Source organism: Peptoniphilus phoceensis (assembly GCF_001517665.2).
GTDB classification, from domain to species: domain Bacteria; phylum Bacillota; class Clostridia; order Tissierellales; family Peptoniphilaceae; genus Peptoniphilus_A; species Peptoniphilus_A timonensis.
The window spans coordinates 131,093-147,345 of the sequence record NZ_LN999809.1 but is presented as its reverse complement, the minus strand read 5'-3'; the positions used below and the strand labels follow the sequence as shown (position 1 = coordinate 147,345).

Here is a 16,253-nt window from a genome sequence, read left to right as displayed (position 1 = left end):
AATTTCCTCCTAAATTTTATTTAAATACCCTTATCAGTATTTATATCAGTATTTACAGTCTTATCTTTATTCTTATCAACATAGATAACCTCTCTAGGTTTCACCATGCCTAACTCTTCTCTTGCTACCTTTTCAATAAAATCAGTAGATGAAGAATTCTCAAGTTCTGAATTTAAATTATCAATCTCAAGTTTTAAATTAGAAATTTCTCTATTATTAGCAGAAATAATCTCAAGTTTTTGATTTCTAAGTGATATGGACTTGCCTATTTTAACTGATCCAAAAAGAACAGTTCCTATAATAATTAGGGCAAGTGCCAAAGGAAATCTTCTTTGTTTTACTTTCATAAAAACTCTCCCATTAAATTCAAAATCTATCTAAAACTAATTTATTCTATCGTAAAGAGTCTCTGCATCCTTTTTGCTATTTACATCAGATATGTCCTTAACCTTGACACTGACTTCCCTTTCTCCAAGTTTCAAAGTCAAAATATCATCAACATTTACAGAGTCTGATGGTTTTGCAATCTTGTCATTAATTTTGACAAGTCCTTTTTCACAGGCTTCTTTGGCAACAGTTCTTCTTTTTATAAGTCTTGAATTTTTTAAAAATTTATCTAATCTCATAATTCTCTCCACTAAAGAATATATCAAATAAATAAGAAAATTTCAATACTTTGAAGAAATTTGAGCATAAAAAAAGAAGGCCTTGCCTTCTCTTTTCTTACTTATTAACAGCTTCTTTAAGAGCTTTACCTGATCTGAAAACTGGTGCTTTAGATGCAGGAATCTTAATAACTTCTTCTGGATTTCTAGGGTTTCTTCCTTCTCTAGCTTTTCTTTGTCTAACTTCGAAAGTTCCGAATCCAACTAATTGAACTTTTTCTCCATCTGCAAGAGCTTCTTGAACTGAAGAAATAAATCCGTTTAAAGCTTGTTCAGCGTCTTTTTTAGTAAGACCTGATTTTTCAGCAATACTTGCTACTAATTCTGATTTGTTCATTTTATATCCTCCTTGAAGAATTTTCTTTATTCTTTTTTCTTGGTTTAAAAACTAATTTGCCCTTGTGATTTCACTAGGAAAACTTAGCTATAACCTAAGACTGTTACAATTATAACCTATGTCAGCTTTATTTTCTACATTTATTTTAAAAAAATCGCTATTTTATCCAATTTTTTGTATATTTCCTCATAGATTTGACGAAAATCAACTAAACCATCTCTATCTTTTAAAAATAGCAAGATAAAAGATAAGATCAAAAGATCATTTTCGCTTTCATAGTCCATAGATAAGTCTTGTGATTTTTCTATAATTAAATCTTTTATCTTTGCAAAATTTTCCTCATCTAGATAAATATCTTTTTCTTCCAAAATATTTGAAAGTTTATCAAAAATAAGTGGCATATTTTTTCCATCTGTTCTTGGAATGTAAATACAAGATTGATGGTTGTAGTCATCAAATCTTGGCAATTTATAAATTTCAACTTCTCTTACTATTTCATCATCAAGACCAGCATTGGTTATGACATATGCCAAATCCTCCTCTTTATAAACTTCTTGAAGGGATAAAGATAAATCTGATGCTATTCTCTTGTTATAAACTTGAGTAATTAAAGTGTCACGTCTTGTGTCAAAGTCAAAAATATTTGCATCAAAATCTAAAAATAATAAACCATCTACTGCATCTCGTCCAACAGCTGCGAGAACTGGTTCTATAAAAGAAATTCCATTTACTATATTTATTTCACTCTTACTTTCAAGCAAGATCTTTACAGTTTTTTCAGCAACTAAGGGAGTTCCTGGCACAAAATAATTTATATCTTCACTTTTTGACTTTTCTAACAATATTTCTACAATCTTCTTGTAAACTTCGTCAAAGCTTTCCATTTTATCATATAAATAGTCGAAAGATTCATAGGATATATTATTTTCTTTAAAAAATGAAAGGGACTCATGCCTATCAGTTCTTAAAAAATTTTTATTTCCATTTTTCATAATTTTTACTGCTTCCAGAGTTAAATCTCTAGAAGAAGTGGAACCAAGTCCAACAACATTTATCATTTTCGATCACCTTCTAACATTATACACATAAATTCTAAAATTTTTTTATTTTTATTTTAAAAACAAAAAAAGAGGGGTTGCCCCCTCAATTTTAATAATCATTTAATTAATCAAATCCAAATTTTTCTCTCATTATTTTAAGCTCTTCGTCAGTTAATTCACTTTCATCAACTGGCTTTTCAGCTTCTTCTTTAGCCATTTCTTTTTTTCTTTCTTCAACGATTTTGTCGTGTTCAGCAATGACTTCTAAGGCAACTTCCTTAGGAATTTCTATGGATTTCTTTTCAACTTCAGAAAGTTCAACTTTTCCACCAACACAGAATTTTTTGCCGTCTTCAAATTCATAAACAAAAACTTCAAGTTCTCCTGCTGGGTTTTTTATAGAAATCTTGTAATCTTCATCTAACTTTTCAATGTCGTCTTCAAGATAATCGACAACTGCAACAGTTCCTGATCCACAAGATCCTTCTCTAAATAAAGTTTCTGAACCTTCTACATAAACATAAGGAATCATTTCTAATTTTTCTTTATCAAAGAAAATTACACCGTAAGCTTCATCCTTATAGTCTTTTTTAAGAATTTCAAGTGCCTTATCCACGAATTCTTTGTCTTCTTTCGCTTCAACAATTAAGTGGCTAATTCCATGTAATTTAATAAGAGTGTAATCTTTGCCGTCAATTTCTACACTTTTTTTATCAAGTGGAGCATCTAGAGCAACGTAAGCTTTTTGATTTTTCACATCTGCAATTACATCTGTAGTTCCTTCGTGACCACTTACATAAACTTCTATATCAACAAGTCCATCTGTGTCATAAAATCCTGCAGAATAAAGTCCGTAAGCTCTTGTTGCGTTGGCACAGAATTCTCCACCCATCATGTCCATTCTTAGTGGTGCACCTTCATAAGCAGGAGAAATAAATCCAACTTGCTCAACGTCTTTATCTATTTGTTCCATTATACAGTCTGTGTAGGCTTTTCTATATCCTGGATAAACTGGCGCTACTACAAAACCTGTTATATTTCCACAAGGGTTTGCTCTAAAATAATTAAAACTTTTCTTCATAATCATCCTCTTCTCGACTCTAAAATAAATCTACCATATAAGTATACCATACTAAGTTAGTATTTTTTAGCACTATTTATTTGTTACCCTAAATTTATTTTTTAACACAAGAAAATCTATTAATTTTTATTTTAAATATTTTTTAAGTTCTTCTGCCCTATCTGTTTTTTCCCAAGGAAGATCCAAATCATTTCTACCAAAGTGACCGTAAGAAGCAGTTTGTCTATAAATTGGTCTTAATAAATCAAGATCCCTAATAATAGCAGCTGGTCTCATGTCGAAGTTTTCCATAATAATTTTTTCGATTTCTTCATCAGATAGTTTTCCAGTGCCAAAAGTTTCTACGTAAACTGAAGTTGGTCTAGCAATACCAATTGCATAGGCAAGTCCAATTTCTACCTTGTCAGCAAGCCCTGCTGCAACAAGATTTTTTGCAATATATCTTGCGTAATATGCTCCAGATCTATCAACCTTAGTTGGATCTTTTCCTGAAAAAGCTCCGCCTCCATGTCTTCCAAATCCGCCGTAAGTGTCAACTATAATTTTTCTACCAGTAAGTCCTGCATCTGCCATTGGTCCACCAATTACAAATCTTCCAGTTGGATTTATGAAAAATTCTGTATCGGCATCAATTAAATCTTTTGGCACAACTTTTTCAACAACTTCTCTTATAATGTCTTCTCTGATTTTTTCCATGGAAACATCTGGAGCATGCTGTGATGAAACTACAACATTTTTAAGTCTTACAGGTTTATCTTCTTCATATTCTACTGTAACTTGAGTTTTTCCATCTGGTCTTAAATAATCAAGAGTTCCATCTTTTCTCACTTGAGTAAGTCGTCTTGAAAGTTTGTGAGCAAGTGAAATAGGAAGTGGCATTAATTCTTCTGTTTCATTGCAAGCAAAACCAAACATAATTCCTTGGTCGCCTGCTCCAAAAGAATCTAGTTCGTCTACTCCTTCTTCCTTAAATCTGTCAACGCCCATAGCTATATCAGAAGATTGTTCCTTTATTGCAGATAAAACTGCACAAGTTCTTCCGTCAAAACCATATTTTGCTCTGTTGTATCCAATATCTTCTAATACTTCTCTTGCTGTTTTTTCAAAATCAACATAAGTTTCTGTTGATATTTCTCCAGTTATAACTATCATTCCAGTGGATGCCATAGTTTCGCAAGCCACTCTTGCATTTTTATCTTCTGCCAAAATCTTATCTAAGATTGCATCAGATATTTGGTCGCAAACTTTGTCAGGATGTCCTTCTGTAACGGACTCTGAACTAAATTGCCATTTTTTCATTTTTCTTTCCTTCCTCCATTTTAAATACCTAGATTTAATGTATGAATTTATTATTTTTCTTTTAATGTATAAGTTTTTTAAATTTTTAATTCATAAAAAAATCCTCACGCAAAAAGTGAGGACCATTAAACCTCATCTTCCAGATAAAAATCTGTGGGATTTAGCACCAACTAGGTTGCCGGGTTTCACAGTGCCCATTCACTCCACCACTCTCAATAAGGTATTATAATTTTCATTTGTAATTTTGATTATAGCACTTAAATAATATTAGTGCAATAAGTTAAAATAATTCATAAAAGATATGCCCACTGGATAAGTAATTACACTCATAATAAAACTTAGAGTTATTACTTTTGAGGCAAATTCATAATCAGACTTCATTTGCTTTGTAAATATAAAACAATTTGCGGCACAAGGTGTTGCCCAAAATACATAAGCTATTCCCAATTCCATATTTGTAAAACCAAGTTTAATGCCAATTGGTATCAATATAAGTGGTGCTAAAACAGTTTTTATAAAAGCTGATATAAACATGAGCTTGAAGTCACTCTTTGAACTCTCAAAGTTAAGGCTTGCTCCAATTAAAATAAGTGACATTGGGGTCGAAATCTTTGCCACCATTTCTATTGCCTTGTCAACTCCTTGATAAACTGGAATATTAAGGAAGTTAAAAATTGCTCCAAAAACTACACCAACAATCATTGGATTTTTTATTATTTTTATAAGTATATCTTTTACAGAAATACTTTTATCTTCTGCCTCACTATAATAAGTGAGAAGTACAATTGCAGAAATATTATAAAGTGTAAGACCAAAGGAAACTATAACTATCATGTGCTCCATTGAAGGTGCACCATTGTAGATTATATCTAAAATTGGAAATCCAACATAGACAAAATTTGACCTATAAGCACAGTGGACAAAGGCCGATAACTTTTTCTTGTCCTCAATACTCAAGGCTTTTGCAATTAATAGTGCAATTATTATTATAAAAATAACTCCTAATACAATGTAGAGAACGTACTTTGGATGTAAAGACTCTATCCTTGCATTTTTTATGTCATAAAATAATTTAAAGGGCAATGCCATGTAAAATACTATCCAAGTTCCCTTATCAACAAAGTTGCTATCTATGTATCCTTTTTGTTTTGCAAAATAACCAAGGAGCAAAACTATAAAAACGGGAGATACAATATTAAAACCCATAAGTAAGTTTTCCATAAAATCACCATATTAAATTATAGGTTAAATATTTGGGCTTGTCGAGGGCTATATTTTTAAATACAATATAGTCATAGGAGGTCATATTATGAAAAAAATAATAGGTATTGCACTTTCATCACTTGTTTTATTTACAAGTGTAAATGTTTTTGCAAATGCAAAAGTTTCTAGCCAAAGTGTAGTTTTAGATGGAAAGGACACTGAAGTTAAGGGATATAACATTAATGACAACAACTATTTTAAGTTAAGAGATATTGCAGCACTTTTAGATGGAAAAGATGCAGAATTTAATGTTTCTTATGACAATGACAGATCTGCTGTAATGATAACAAGTAAGTCTGATTATAAAAAGACTGATGAAGATTTAGTGCCACTAAAAGATAGTAAGAGTGAAGTGAAAAAATCATCTCACAATGTTTTTGTAAATGGTGTTAGACATTCTTTTAAAGTTTACACAATTGATGGTTACAATTATTTCCAACTTAGAGAACTAGGAAGAACAATTGGTTTTGATGTTAATTTTGATGAAGAAAATAATTCAGTTTTATTGTCTTCCAAATCAATACCAGGTCTTTCTCTTGTAAAAAATCAAGTAGACGTAAAAATTGTGGACTACGCAGCTGATTATGAAAGCAAGGAACTCTACATTTTAAAGAATCCTATTCTTGACATTTCACAATTTCTTGATAATATTAAAAACGACGTACTTGCAACAACAAATGAAGGACAACTTATTGCAGAATCAACTTATGTCAAATCAGAAAATATTGTTGAAGTATTGCCAAAATCTACTAAATATAATGGAAAATTCACTTACAAACCTTATATACAAATAAAACAAGCTGAAAAAACTGAAGTCTTTCCTTATGAAGGAAAATTTGAAGTTGCAAAAACTTTGACTTCAAAGGGCTTTGATTCTACAGAAGAATTTGAAATTAGTTTAGGAGCAAATAATAAGGATAATTTTATTAAATACTCATCTTTTAAATATAAATAATTTTGGGTATATTAATTATGGAGGTGTTAAAGATGGAAATTAAAAAAGATATGTTAATAGGAGAAATTCTTTCAAAAAAACCTGAATCAATTGGCACTCTTATGAGCTTTGGAATGGGATGTATAATGTGTCCTTCTTCTCAAATGGAATCTCTAGAAGAAGCTGCTATGGTTCATGGTATAGATCCAAATATGCTTGTAGCTGCACTAAATAAAGATAGCAAGGAAGAAGCAGAAGCTTAATTTAAGCTAATTTTGAAGGGGTAGCAATACCTCTTCTTTTTTTACATAAATTTAATTTAAAGGAGCTTATTATGAAATATAAAAATTTAATTATTGCCACTTCGGCTTTATTACTTTTATCTCCTACTTATGCAAGTGAAAAAAGTAATAATATTATGAATGATGATGCTACTTCTGTGGAAGTTAGTGCAAAGGAAAAGGAAAAAGTTGAAAAAATAAAAAACATTTTTAATATAAGAGGCGATTATAAATCTTTTACCATTTCAAAGGAACCAATTAGTAGCGACACTGGAAGTAAATATTTAAATAAGCTTGTCAAAGGAAAATATGTTGAAATGTACAGTTGGCATGATGATAAGCTTGGTGGAATTGATATTTCTTTTAACAGTGACGGAGAATTTCTTTCATATTCAAAATGGACAAATGAAGAAGAAAATGATAAAAAAACTATATCCAAAGATGAAGCACAAAAAACCGCTGAAAAACTGTTAAAACAAGTGATAAAAGATTTTGACAAAAAATATGTCTTATCTGATTATTCTGTTTTAAAAGGAAGTAAGGACATAAATATAAGTTATCAAAGAGTTATAAATGAAATTCCTCTTGCCGATACTCTTATAATTGTAAGTATTGATTCACAATCTGGTGAAGTCCGAGATATAAATTCTCTAGCTGCAAATCCCTATGCCTATTCTTTTTTAAAGGATACTGATTTTAAAAAGGATAATAAATTAAGTTTGGAAGAAGCAGAAAAAATATTTTTAGAAAAATCTCCCCTAATTCTCTCTTATAAAGTCAACGAAAGAGATGAAAGTGTCAAAAAAGTTTATCACACAAAAGTAGCCGATATTGACGCAAAAACTGGAGAAATCGTCAAAGAAAAAACTGATATGAACCTCATGCCTTTTGCAAAGGCTGAAGAAGCAATGGCAATGGATACTGCAAGTCTAACTGAAACTGAAATCAAAAAAATTGACGGACTTAAAGATCTTGCATCAAAAAAAGATGCAAAGAAGAAGGCTTATGAAATTGTCGGAAAAGATTATAAAATAGAAAATATTTCACTTTACTCTGATGACGATAATTATTACTATAGGATGGCTCTTGAAAAGTCAAAAAATTCTGGTCAAATTGTCTTAAATGCAAAAGATTTAAAACTAATGAATCTAGATATCTGGTCTGATAAAAAAGATTATAAAAATAAGCTAAGTGAAGATGAAGCTATAAAAATAGCAAAGGACTTCCTTGAAAAATATGGCGACAAAAGTGAATTGAATTTTGAAAAAATCACAGTTGAAAAATCAGATCTAGGTACAAATATTTTCTTCCCCAGATATGTAAATAATATTCCTGTAATAGATGAAGGTCTTAGAATTTTTGTAAATGATGAAAAAGTCGTGACATCTTATGACAGACAATTTTCTGAAGAGGATTTTTCAAAAGCTGAAGATCTTAAAATGACAAAGGAAGAAGCAAATAAAATTTATCTAAATTCTAAAAACTTTGGCTTGAAATATGAAATTTCTGAAAATGGTCCAAGACTTTTATATGGATCTATCAAAAGAATTGAACCTATAATTGGAAAAGATAAAATTTTGAGAGACTCCTTTGGCGAAATAGTTAATTTCAAAGAACAAATTAATTACAAAGACTTTGATAAGGCAAAAAATAAAGAAATATTAAATTCTTTAAAAGAAATGGAAATTGGATTAATTGGAAAAAATTTATCTGACAAAGTAACTTACAAAGAATTTTATTCCTTAATAAGTGTAGATTTTGGAAAGGATTCTTATTATAAATCAAGATTTGGCATTGATTATGCAAATTTAAAAAATAAAAACATCACTGAAAAAGATGTCATAAAATCCTTAGTTATAAATAATGATCTTGAAAAATTTACACGAGCAAAAAATATTTTTAAAGATAATTTATTTAAAAATCAAAAGTCTTTAGGTGACTATGAAAATTATTATATAGTGGCAAGAGGCTTTGGCTACATTGATAGTGAAATAAATCCAGATGAAGAACCAAGTCTTGAAGATGTTTTATACATTATCTACAATTCAATAAAGTAATTGTAATTCTTTTGTAATTGCATCTTGCCTCCCACTGATGTATATTGTCAGTGGGAGGTTTTTTATGACCCAATCAGACTATGAAAGAAGAAAAAAAATAAGAAAACAGAGAGCCAGAAGGAAAAAAAGAAAAAGACAAATAATATCTATTACAATTTTTGCAATAATAATAATTTTTATATTTTCTAAGATTTTTTCTGCAATAAAGAAACCAAAGGACGAGGTTTCCCCTGCTCTTATGTGGTACTACACAAATGAAATTTATAAAGATAGACCAAAAACTATTTTCTACGACAAAGAATACATCTCCAATGTTGCCTTAGATAAAATCACTAAAATGGAAGATGAATTCATTGTAAAAGGTTCAAACCACTTGAAAAAAGTTGACAAATACGCCTATGATGCAAAAAAAATAAGAGAATACACTCGCCACAACAACTACAAGGGCGAGAAAAAAATTGTATTCTTGACTTTTGATGATGGACCAAATAATCTCATTACTCCACAAATTTTGGATACCCTAAAAAAAGAAAATGCTCGTGCAACTTTCTTTTTAGTTGGCAAATCTATTGGAGATAAGACTGCGGGTCGTGTTAGAGAAATACTTGCAAATGGAAATTCAATTGCAACTCACTCTTTCTCCCACGATTACGAATATATTTACCCAGGAAGATATGTAAATGCTGATAGAGTTTATGGAGAAATAGAAAAAACCAACGAAAGACTTCAAAATATTTTAGGCGAAGATTTTCACTCTAAGGTTTTTAGATATCCTGGTGGAGAAATGTCTTGGAACAACACAGAAGCTTCCAATTCTTACCTAGAATCAAGATATATTAATTGGATTGACTGGAACTGTCTTGTTGGAGATGCTGAGAAAAAATCTGTAAGACCAACTACTACAGAAGGACAAATTGCATATCTTGATCACAGTCTTAACAAAAATAAAAATACAAAGATTGCCGTTGTCCTAGCTCACGACGCAAGAAACAAACAATTAACAGCCGACTCCCTATCAGAAGTTATAAAATACTTTAGGGACAGAGGCTACGAGTTTGGAATTTTAAAATAATTTCAAGCTTATACAAGAGCTTCATAAAAATAAGAGGACTGATTTCAAATGATTAAAAAAAACAAAATAATTAAAATCGGATTTTTGTGTTTCTATTACTTGTTATTTGTAAATAGTTTTGGATTAATCTATGAAAAGTTTTCAATTTTTCCTGATTGGTATTTATTAATAAATTATCTTGGTATTAGTGCAAAAGAATTAAGTATATTTTACAATTTTAGATTTTCTATTTTTAGCTTATTCCATATTATAATTTTAATCACACAAATAATTTCCATAATTATTGGAATACTTATTATTGTTGAAGTTTCTAAATTGTATAATTCTTTTAAAGAATAGTTTTAGTTTTGTTTTTATGGCAAATTTAAAGAGGGAAGATTTACTTATCTCCCCTCTTATTTTTTTACATAATTAAATTTTATCTAAATTAAACTAAGTCCTTTTTTATTAAGTAGATTAAAATAAATAAGCTGACAAAAGCCAGTATATAAGAAAATAATATAAAGACAATAAATAAAAACTTTCCACTTTTCTCATCTAGACTTCCAAGGATAAATAGGCTGGGTAAAAAAGATAAAAAACTAAGATAAGTATAGATAATAAGACAAATTTTAATAAAAGTAATATTTATATTATTAATAAAAATATAAGCCCAACCCATGCTTAAAAAAATTAAAAAGGCATGAATTAAAATCCTATAAATTATATTAGATCTTTTAGGATACTGCCATAGGATTACCTGTAAAAACTTTTTAATATTTGTTGTCAACTATATCACCACCCAAAAGTTTCTTATAATACTATTATAGTTTATAAAATAAAAATAGGACTAGTCATAAAGATTAGTCCTATTCTTTTAATTAAAGTGAATTTTTAATTTTTTCTGCTCTTTCAATTAATTTATCTTTTCCTAAAAGATAAAGAATGTTTTGCATTTCTGGTCCGTGAACATTTCCTGAGATTGCTGCTCTCACTGGCATGTAAAGTTTTTTTCCTTTTACTCCAGAATCCTTTTGAACTTCTTTCATTAGTCCCTTGGCAGTTTCCATATCTATTTCATCATGAGATTCTACAATTTTAATAAAGGATTCAAGAAGTCCCTTTACATGTTCTTGCCCTAATTCTTCTTTTGCGGCATCTTCTGTGATTTCAATATCGCCAAATAAGAAGTCAATGTGCTTAGGAATGTCTTCTAACTTGTCGCAAGCTTCTCTTACTGTATCAATTAAGATCTTGTACCATTCAAAGTTATTCTTAATTTCTTCTTCACTCAATAGTCCTGATTCAGTCACAAAGGGAATTGAAAGTTCTGAAAGTTTTTCTAAGTCATAAGATTTCATGTAGTGAGAGTTAACCCAGTTTAATTTATCTGTGTCAAATATTCCACCAGATTTTCCAACTCTATCAAAGGAAAATTTTTCCACTAATTCATCTAAATTCATAATTTCTTCTCCATCTTCTGGTGACCAACCAACAAGAGCAAGATAATTTACAATTCCTTCAGGTAGATATCCTCTTTTTCTAAAGTCTTCTACTGAAACATCTCCTTGTCTTTTTGAAAGTTTTTTCCTGTCCTTATTTAATACTGTTGGAAGGTGAACAAATTCTGGAGCTTCCCAACCAAGACATTCATAAAGATAAACGTGCTTTGGAGTTGATGGAAGCCATTCTTCTCCCCTTACAATGTGAGTGATGCCCATTAGGTGGTCATCCACAATTACAGCCATGTGGTAAGTTGGAAAACCATCTGATTTCATTAAAACTTGATCGTCAATTTCATCTGTATTTATTGTAACTTTTCCACGAACTGCGTCGTTAAAAGTGATATCCTTGTTCTTAGGAAGCTTTAGTCTTACAACATAATCTTCTCCTGCTGCAACTCTTTTTTTAGCTTCTTCAAGAGGAATTCCACGGCAAAGTCCGTCGTATTTAGGAACTTTTCCCTTAATTCTTTGTTCTTCACGAAGATTATCTAATCTTTCCTTGGAACAGAAGCAGTAATAAGCGTGTCCATCTTCTATTAATTTTTCTACATATTTTTTATATATGTCTAGTCTTTCTGATTGGATATAAGGTCCACATTCGCCTACTTCAGTTAGCTTTCCATCTTTTACAACGACACCTTCGTCATGAGTTATGCCTGCCCATTCAAGGGATTCAATTAAGTTTTCTATGGCACCTTCAACATATCTAGTTCTATCTGTATCCTCAATTCTCAAAACAAATTTGCCATCATTTTTCTTTGCAAACAAGTAATTGTATAGAGCAGTTCTCAAACCTCCAATGTGTAGGTATCCTGTTGGTGATGGTGCAAATCTTACTTTAATATCTGACATTTCTTCTTCCTTTCTATTTACTTAGCAGTAATTTCTATAACTTGATAATAAGCCCAGTGATTTCTCTTTAAATCTTTAAATGGGTTCTTTGAATATTTATCTAAGAAAGATTTATTTATCTTTCTATCTAACACTTTATTAAATATTGTGGCAGCTTCTGCCCTTGTTATATTCTCATTTGGTTTAAATTCATTTTTAGATTTTCCAACCATAATACCGTGACTGGAAAGAGTATTTATTGCATCTTTTGCCCAATAATTATCCTTTACATCCTTAAACTCTATTGGATTGTTGCCTTCATTGAGCTTTAGATAATTTGCCATCATGCTGGCAAATTGTGCCCTAGTCATTGGATTGTTTGGTTTAAAAGTTCCATCTTTATAACCAGAAATTAATCCTTCTTTTTCAATAAATACAATATTGTCGTAAAACCATTGACCTTCTTTTAAATCTCTAAAAGAGGACTTGTCATTGGCAATGGCCTTGTCGTCGATTATTCTTTTTAAAACAGAAGCAGCTTCTGCCCTTGTTATTTTTTGATTTGGAGCGAATTTATCCTTTGATATGCCTGCCATATATGGAAGTCTTATGACTTCAATAGACTTTTGCAATTCTTCAAGAGAATCATTTATTTCATCAGTTGAAACTTCACTTTTAACAACGACATATTCTGCTGATGCAATGGCAGCACGAATTCTTCTTTCATTTTGAAGACCTGCTTTGGCAGTAGAAAGATTTTTTGCAAAATCTACATAATCTGTTAATTTTTCGAGAGTTTTTATTGTACTATAAAGTTCAAGTTCATCATTATTTTCATTTACAAGTTCTGTAGATTTCTTTTCTTCGACTTTTGCCTTTACAATATAATCAAGCTCAGCTTCCTTATCCTTCGTCTTGGCAGCTATTCTAAGATAGGCCCCTTCTTTTAAATCTAGTCCTTCAAATTTAAAATTGCCATCCTTATCTGCTTTAGTGCTTGCAATTAATTTTTTATCAATGGCAAGATTTAGATCAGCATTTTTTTCTGTATTACCTTCAATTTCACTTGATCCTTCATAAACATCTTTAATTGTCAAAACTCCATTTTGAGTTTTTGTTGAGGACTCAAGATTTTTTTGGTCGCTCTTTGTGTCGCCTTCTCTGTCAACATAGGATAAGACGAAGGAATTTTTTAAGTTGGAACTTGAACCAACATCATTTTTTACCCTTGTTGTTATCTCTAGGTCTAACTTGTTATCTCCTATTACAGAAAGATCATTGGCATTAATAGTTACTATGCTTTGATCTTTTCCCTTTATGGAAGTTTCTCTCACGTCTAACTTGCCAGCAACTTCTTTGTCGTCAATTAGTTTAGTTTGTTTTAAATCAAGAGATTTGTCAAGTAAAAGAGTTACAGAAAAAGAAGAATACTTTTCCCTATAATTTTCTGGCAAATTTACTATTAAATTGTATTTTAGCGTGTCACCACTTTTTACCTGAGAAATGCCTGGCTGTTCCAAAACAACTTGTATGTCCTCAGCAGCAAAAACATTTACAAAAAGTGTAAAAGCCATAACTATGTATAAAAACATTTTTTTCATAAAAACGCCCCCTTAATATAAATATAATTATACTAAAGGGGTCAAAACAATTCAATAAACGAGTATTTTAAAATTAATTCAAGTAGATTTAAAATATATTTAATAATCAAAAAATTTTATACATTTCTTCAGTTAATTTTAAAATAAGAAAGACTTTAGCAATTTATAAATCACTAAAGTCCTAAAAAATACTTTTTGTTAAAATGGCAAAAGTGGTCTTAAATATCTAAGTGTAAAGATAATAGCTAAGATGTACATTACTGGAGAAACTTCTTTTGCACGTCCAGTTGCCACTTTTAAAATAACATAAGAGATCATTCCAACAGAAATACCTTCTGCAATAGAATAAGCAAAGGGCATTGTTACCATTGTCAAAAAGGCTGGCACAGATTCTGTATAATCATCTAATTTTATTTGATTAATTGGACTAATCATAAAAAGTCCTACCATTACAAGAGCAGCTGATGTTGCTTGTGCTGGCACAATTGAAAAAATTGGGAATAAAAATAGTGATAAAAAGAAAAAGAAGGCACATGATAGTGATGTAAGTCCAGTTCTTCCTCCGTCTGCTACACCTGAAGCTGATTCAACAAAAGTTGTTACAGTTGATGTACCAAGAAGTGCTCCCACAACTGTACCAACGGCATCAGATAAAAGGGCACGACCAACTCCTGGCAAGTTTCCATCTTCGTCAATTAAATCTGCCTTAGTTGCAACTCCAGTTAAAGTTCCCACTGTGTCAAATAAGTCTACAAATAAAAATGTAAACATAACAGAAAACATGTCAAAGGTAAATAAATCTCCCCAGTGAAGTTTAAAGGCAACAGGTGCAAGTGATGGTGGAAGAGAGAAAAGCATTCCTCCAGGTAAGTTACTAACTCCCAAAATAAGTGCAAGAACAGTTCCTGTTATAATTCCATATAAAAGAGCTCCTTTTACATTTTTTGCTGTAAGAAGTGCCATAACCATAAGTGACACAATAAATACAAGAGATGGTCTTGATGCAATATCTCCAAGAGCAATAAGAGTTGCGTCATTATCAACTATAACTCCTGCTGAAATAAGTCCCACTAGGGTTATAAAAAGTCCAATCCCAACTGAAACTGCATTTTTTAGTGACATTGGTATTGATGTAAATATTGCCTCACGAATGTTGAAAAAGCTCATCACTATAAAGATAAGACCTTCTAAAAATACTGCAGTAAGTGCATAGGACCAATCGTGACCCATGGAGAGTACTACTGTGTAAGTGAAAAAAGCATTAAGTCCCATTCCTGCTGAAAGTGCGAAGGGCAAGTTTGCAAATAATCCCATAAAAATCATTGCAATGATTGAAGATACAATAGTCGCAGTGAAAACTCCACCCTTGTCCATTCCAGTTTCAGATAACATATTTGGATTTACAACTAAAATATATGACATTGTCATAAAAGTTGTAAGTCCTGCCAAAAATTCTGTCTTGGCATTTGTCTTTCTCTCATTGAGAGAAAAAGTCTTTTCTAAAAAACTTGAATTTGTTTCCATTTTTTCCTCCTCATATAATATAAATTCATTTTTTATTCTATCACATTGGGAGGCAAATGGCAGGAAGATGATGAATTTTTCCTTTAAAATATAATTTTAAATCAAAAAAGACTCTTGAAGTTCGGCTTCAAAAGTCTTTCTCTCTTAATAATCTTTTCTCTCTCCTATTATTCTTGAGATAACATAAATTGTTATAAGAAAGGCAAGTAAAAATAAAATTAATTTAAGAGAACTTGTCTTCTTTATTATGCCTAGGAAAAAGCCAGAGGGATTCTTTCCAAGTTTATCTAAAAATGGAAGCAAGGCAGGCGAACTTGTAAATATTGTTCCCACACCACTATTTTGTCCAAAGTAAAGATATATTGGAATGTTTATAATGTAGTAGGACATCATAAATAGTGAAATGAAGAGTCCAAATTCAAATTCCTCGCCACGCAATTTAAAATTTTGCAAGATGTAAGCCATTAAAAGCCCATCTATAATAAATATTATTGCAATCTTCAAAAATTTTACATTTATTATGTCACGCCTTGATACACCAAGAGTTAGAAAGTATGGTTTGCTCTTGTCAATCATCATACCTTCACTAGTTATTACATATAATACAAAGTGAATTAGGATAGCTGATAGGTAAACTAGGACGAAGGATTTGTTTGTGAAAAAGCTATATTCCTCTGACATAAGTCCTATGGTCTTTAAGGAAAATATCATTAATATAAATATGAAATAAGCGATGATAAATTTTTTTCTAATTTTAAAATCATTTTTTAAAAGAATTTTCATC

At 30.6% G+C, this 16,253-nt stretch carries 15 protein-coding genes and 1 riboswitch; of the genes, 4 read left to right on the top strand and 11 right to left on the bottom strand.

Features of this window, described 5'->3' with window-relative positions; all coding sequences use genetic code 11:
* Positions 1-20: 20 nt before the first annotated feature.
* From BN3657_RS04950 to BN3657_RS04920, 7 genes are all read right to left on the bottom strand, one after another.
* Complete coding sequence (locus tag BN3657_RS04950; RefSeq protein ID WP_019137975.1) at positions 21-347, bottom strand: FtsB family cell division protein; 327 nt, start codon at positions 345-347, stop codon at positions 21-23.
* A gap of 36 nt (positions 348-383) precedes the next feature.
* On the bottom strand, positions 384-626 hold the full coding sequence (locus BN3657_RS04945) for an RNA-binding S4 domain-containing protein (protein WP_062552009.1): 243 nt from the start codon (positions 624-626) through the stop codon (positions 384-386).
* A gap of 97 nt (positions 627-723) precedes the next feature.
* Entirely contained in the window at positions 724-1,002 is a 279-nt protein-coding gene (locus tag BN3657_RS04940) for an HU family DNA-binding protein (RefSeq protein WP_005957971.1), read from the bottom strand.
* Between the two features lie 140 nt (positions 1,003-1,142).
* The gene (locus BN3657_RS04935; protein ID WP_062552008.1) at positions 1,143-2,060 is read right to left on the bottom strand and encodes an SAM-dependent methyltransferase; all 918 of its coding nucleotides are present in this window, start codon (positions 2,058-2,060) and stop codon (positions 1,143-1,145) included.
* 106 nt (positions 2,061-2,166) lie between these two features.
* Positions 2,167-3,123: a diaminopimelate epimerase gene (locus BN3657_RS04930; RefSeq protein ID WP_019137972.1), complete on the bottom strand. Its 957-nt coding sequence runs from the start codon at positions 3,121-3,123 to the stop codon at positions 2,167-2,169.
* Between the two features lie 126 nt (positions 3,124-3,249).
* Entirely contained in the window at positions 3,250-4,422 is a 1,173-nt protein-coding gene (gene metK, locus BN3657_RS04925; protein ID WP_062552007.1) for a methionine adenosyltransferase, read from the bottom strand.
* 129 nt (positions 4,423-4,551) lie between these two features.
* Positions 4,552-4,644: riboswitch (SAM riboswitch) on the bottom strand.
* 45 nt (positions 4,645-4,689) lie between these two features.
* Positions 4,690-5,643 carry an AEC family transporter gene (locus BN3657_RS04920; protein ID WP_062552006.1) on the bottom strand — a complete coding sequence of 318 codons (954 nt, stop codon included), beginning with the start codon at positions 5,641-5,643 and terminating at the stop codon, positions 4,690-4,692.
* 88 nt (positions 5,644-5,731) lie between these two features.
* On the opposite strand from BN3657_RS04920, the gene BN3657_RS04915 reads away from it, so the two are divergent.
* The 4 genes from BN3657_RS04915 to BN3657_RS04900 all read left to right on the top strand — a co-directional run bounded on the left by BN3657_RS04915 (position 5,732) and on the right by BN3657_RS04900 (position 10,029).
* Positions 5,732-6,640 carry a hypothetical protein gene (locus BN3657_RS04915; protein ID WP_062552005.1) on the top strand — a complete coding sequence of 303 codons (909 nt, stop codon included), beginning with the start codon at positions 5,732-5,734 and terminating at the stop codon, positions 6,638-6,640.
* A 32-nt stretch (positions 6,641-6,672) separates the two neighbouring features.
* A complete protein-coding gene (locus tag BN3657_RS04910; RefSeq protein ID WP_062552004.1) occupies positions 6,673-6,882 on the top strand; it encodes a DUF1858 domain-containing protein in 210 nt (69 codons plus the stop codon).
* Between the two features lie 71 nt (positions 6,883-6,953).
* The gene (locus BN3657_RS04905; protein ID WP_062552003.1) at positions 6,954-8,957 is read left to right on the top strand and encodes a YcdB/YcdC domain-containing protein; all 2,004 of its coding nucleotides are present in this window, start codon (positions 6,954-6,956) and stop codon (positions 8,955-8,957) included.
* A 64-nt stretch (positions 8,958-9,021) separates the two neighbouring features.
* Positions 9,022-10,029, top strand: coding sequence for a polysaccharide deacetylase family protein (locus BN3657_RS04900; RefSeq protein ID WP_062552002.1), 1,008 nt, complete (start codon positions 9,022-9,024; stop codon positions 10,027-10,029).
* 860 nt (positions 10,030-10,889) lie between these two features.
* Here BN3657_RS04900 and gltX read toward each other — a convergent pair.
* The 4 genes from gltX to BN3657_RS04870 all read right to left on the bottom strand — a co-directional run bounded on the left by gltX (position 10,890) and on the right by BN3657_RS04870 (position 16,252).
* Entirely contained in the window at positions 10,890-12,365 is a 1,476-nt protein-coding gene (gene gltX, locus BN3657_RS04885; protein WP_062551999.1) for a glutamate--tRNA ligase, read from the bottom strand.
* Between the two features lie 17 nt (positions 12,366-12,382).
* Positions 12,383-13,945, bottom strand: a complete 1,563-nt coding sequence (locus tag BN3657_RS04880; protein ID WP_062551998.1) for an S-layer homology domain-containing protein — start codon at positions 13,943-13,945, stop codon at positions 12,383-12,385.
* Between the two features lie 198 nt (positions 13,946-14,143).
* Entirely contained in the window at positions 14,144-15,469 is a 1,326-nt protein-coding gene (locus tag BN3657_RS04875) for an NCS2 family permease (RefSeq protein ID WP_062551997.1), read from the bottom strand.
* Positions 15,470-15,613: 144 nt separating this feature from the next.
* The gene (locus tag BN3657_RS04870) at positions 15,614-16,252 is read right to left on the bottom strand and encodes an ABC-2 transporter permease (RefSeq protein WP_062551996.1); all 639 of its coding nucleotides are present in this window, start codon (positions 16,250-16,252) and stop codon (positions 15,614-15,616) included.
* Between the last annotated feature and the right edge of the window lies 1 nt (position 16,253).

Excerpts from the sequence above, each read along its gene's own strand:
- BN3657_RS04870 (WP_062551996.1), bottom strand. The coding sequence starts at position 16,252 with ATGAAAATTCTTTTAAAAAATGATTTTAAAATTAGAAAAAAATTTATC.
- BN3657_RS04945 (WP_062552009.1), bottom strand. The coding sequence starts at position 626 with ATGAGATTAGATAAATTTTTAAAAAATTCAAGACTTATAAAAAGAAGA.
- BN3657_RS04935 (WP_062552008.1), bottom strand. The coding sequence starts at position 2,060 with ATGATAAATGTTGTTGGACTTGGTTCCACTTCTTCTAGAGATTTAACT.
- BN3657_RS04910 (WP_062552004.1), top strand. The coding sequence starts at position 6,673 with ATGGAAATTAAAAAAGATATGTTAATAGGAGAAATTCTTTCAAAAAAA.
- BN3657_RS04875 (WP_062551997.1), bottom strand. The coding sequence starts at position 15,469 with ATGGAAACAAATTCAAGTTTTTTAGAAAAGACTTTTTCTCTCAATGAG.
- BN3657_RS04950 (WP_019137975.1), bottom strand. The coding sequence starts at position 347 with ATGAAAGTAAAACAAAGAAGATTTCCTTTGGCACTTGCCCTAATTATT.
- BN3657_RS04915 (WP_062552005.1), top strand. The coding sequence starts at position 5,732 with ATGAAAAAAATAATAGGTATTGCACTTTCATCACTTGTTTTATTTACA.
- BN3657_RS04905 (WP_062552003.1), top strand. The coding sequence starts at position 6,954 with ATGAAATATAAAAATTTAATTATTGCCACTTCGGCTTTATTACTTTTA.
- gltX (WP_062551999.1), bottom strand. The coding sequence starts at position 12,365 with ATGTCAGATATTAAAGTAAGATTTGCACCATCACCAACAGGATACCTA.
- BN3657_RS04930 (WP_019137972.1), bottom strand. The coding sequence starts at position 3,123 with ATGAAGAAAAGTTTTAATTATTTTAGAGCAAACCCTTGTGGAAATATA.
- BN3657_RS04940 (WP_005957971.1), bottom strand. The coding sequence starts at position 1,002 with ATGAACAAATCAGAATTAGTAGCAAGTATTGCTGAAAAATCAGGTCTT.
- BN3657_RS04920 (WP_062552006.1), bottom strand. The coding sequence starts at position 5,643 with ATGGAAAACTTACTTATGGGTTTTAATATTGTATCTCCCGTTTTTATA.
- BN3657_RS04880 (WP_062551998.1), bottom strand. The coding sequence starts at position 13,945 with ATGAAAAAAATGTTTTTATACATAGTTATGGCTTTTACACTTTTTGTA.
- BN3657_RS04900 (WP_062552002.1), top strand. The coding sequence starts at position 9,022 with ATGACCCAATCAGACTATGAAAGAAGAAAAAAAATAAGAAAACAGAGA.
- metK (WP_062552007.1), bottom strand. The coding sequence starts at position 4,422 with ATGAAAAAATGGCAATTTAGTTCAGAGTCCGTTACAGAAGGACATCCT.